Origin of the sequence: Tahibacter caeni, from assembly GCF_024609805.1 — a bacterium.
GTDB lineage: Bacteria > Pseudomonadota > Gammaproteobacteria > Xanthomonadales > Rhodanobacteraceae > Tahibacter > Tahibacter caeni.
The window spans coordinates 1-2,089 of record NZ_JANFVR010000531.1; the positions used below are offsets into that span (position 1 = coordinate 1).

At 71.8% G+C, this 2,089-nt stretch carries 1 protein-coding gene and 1 pseudogene; both read right to left on the reverse strand.

Annotation, left to right across the window (positions count from 1 at the left end):
- On the reverse strand, positions 1-1,805 hold a 1,805-nt coding region (locus tag NON22_RS23480; RefSeq protein WP_257389409.1), incomplete at its 3' end, for an acetyl-CoA carboxylase biotin carboxylase subunit.
- Positions 1,806-1,899: 94 nt separating this feature from the next.
- Positions 1,900-2,089: pseudogene (locus NON22_RS23485) on the reverse strand (VOC family protein); the annotation flags it as partial.

Here is a 2,089-nt window from a genome sequence, read left to right on the forward strand (position 1 = left end):
ACGACGCGGTCGCCGCCGCCGCCCGCGCTGGCGCGATAGGCGAACGCCGCCGCGCGCTCGAACACGCGGCGCGTCTGGCCGTCGTGCAGCAGCACGTGGGCCGCGTCGACACCGGCGCGCAGGCGGCGCGCATGGCCGTCGATCTCGGCGCTGAACGCGCCGTCGGCGAGCAGCGCATGACGCACGCGCGCCTGCTTGCCGTTCCAGTCCAGGGTGTAGTCGCCGCCGTTGCCGTGCGCGGCGATCTCGACGCGTTCGCCGGCCTGAACGAGCACGACCACGCGCTTGCCCGGATGGCCGAGGCGCCAGCCGTCGGCGCGCGCCCATGGCGAATGCGGATCGCTGCCGGTCGCCGCGAGCAGCGGCGCGGCGGCTTCCTGGTCGAGCAGCACGGCCGCGGCCGCGGCGGCGAACCAGGCGTCCGGCACCGGCTCGGCCTGCGCCGGCAGGAATTCCTCGAGGTGGCGGTCGAGATAGCCCGTGTCGATGCTCGCGCCGGTCACGGCCGGATGGCGCACGAGGCGTTCGAGGAACTCGACGTTGGACTTCGGCCCGACGATCTCGGTCGCGGCCAGTGCCTCGCGCAGGCGCTGCAGCGCCGCATCGCGCGTGCGATCCCAGACGATGAGCTTGGCGACCATCGGGTCGTAGAAGATCGACACGGTGTCGCCTTCGACGACGCCGCCGTCGATGCGCACGTGGCGCGAGGCCGCGGGCAGCCGCAGGGTCGTCAGCCGGCCCGAGCCCGGCAGGAAGTTCTGCGCCGGGTCTTCGGCGTACAGGCGAAGCTCGATCGCATGGCCGTCGGCCGGCACCGACTTGTTGCGCACGAGCGAGGCCGGCAGCGCCTCGCCGGCGGCGACGCGCAGCTGCAGCTCGACGAGGTCGAGGTTCAGGGTGAGCTCGGTGACCGGATGCTCGACCTGCAGCCGCGTGTTGATCTCCATGAAATAGAAATCGCCGTTCTGGCCGACAATGAACTCGACCGTGCCGGCGTTCGCGTAGTCGATCGCGCGCGCGGCGGCGACCGCGGCCTCGCCCATGCGCGCGCGCAGCTCCGGCGTCACGAACGGCGACGGCGCTTCCTCGAGCACTTTCTGGTAGCGGCGCTGCGCCGAGCATTCGCGCTCGTTCAGATGCACGATGTTGCCGTGGCGGTCGCCGAACACCTGGAACTCGATATGCCGCGGCTTCTCGACGTAGCGTTCGAGCAGCACGCGGTCGCGGCCGAACGCGTTCTTCGCCTCGCGCTGGCAGGATTCGAGGTTCGCGGCGAATTCGTCCTTCGCCCGCACTATGCGCATCCCCTTGCCGCCGCCGCCGTGGGCCGCCTTGATCATCAGCGGATAGCCGATGCGGTCGGCCTCGCGCGCGAGCAGCGCCGGATCCTGGTCCTCGCCGGTATAGCCCGGCACGACGGGCACCTTGTGCTCCTGCATGAGGATCTTGGCGCCGGCCTTGGAACCCATCTTGCGCATCGACGCCGCGCTCGGGCCGATGAACACGAGGCCGGCGGCTTCGACCGCGTCGGCGAAGTCGGCGTTCTCCGACAGGAAGCCGTAGCCCGGATGGATGGCCTGCGCGCCGCTGCGCCGGGCGGCGTCGAGGATGACGTCGCCGCGCAGATAGGACTCGGCCGGCCGCGAGCCGCCGATCGGCCAGGCTTCGTCGGCCAGGCGCACGTGCTGCGCGGTCGCGTCGGCGTCGGAGTAGACCGCGACAGTGCGGATGCCGAGGCGGCGGCAGGTGCGGATCACGCGGCAGGCGATCTCGCCGCGGTTGGCAATGAGTACCTTGGAAAACAGTCCTTGCATCGTGAGCCTTCCGTTCGGTGCGGCCGCGTCGCATGAAGCGCGGCGCGGCGGAGCAGGGTGGTGATGCGTGGCGTGCCGCCGGTCGTCAGGCCGGCCGGTGGCAGACGGCTTCGATGTTGTGGCCGTCCGGGTCGATGACGAAAGCGCCGTAGTAGTTCGGATGGTAGTGCGGCCGCAGGCCCGGCGCGCCGTTGTCCTTCGCGCCCGCGGCCAGCGCGGCCGCGTGGAACGCGTCGACGGCGGCGCGGTCGGCCGCGGCGAACGCCAGGTGCAGG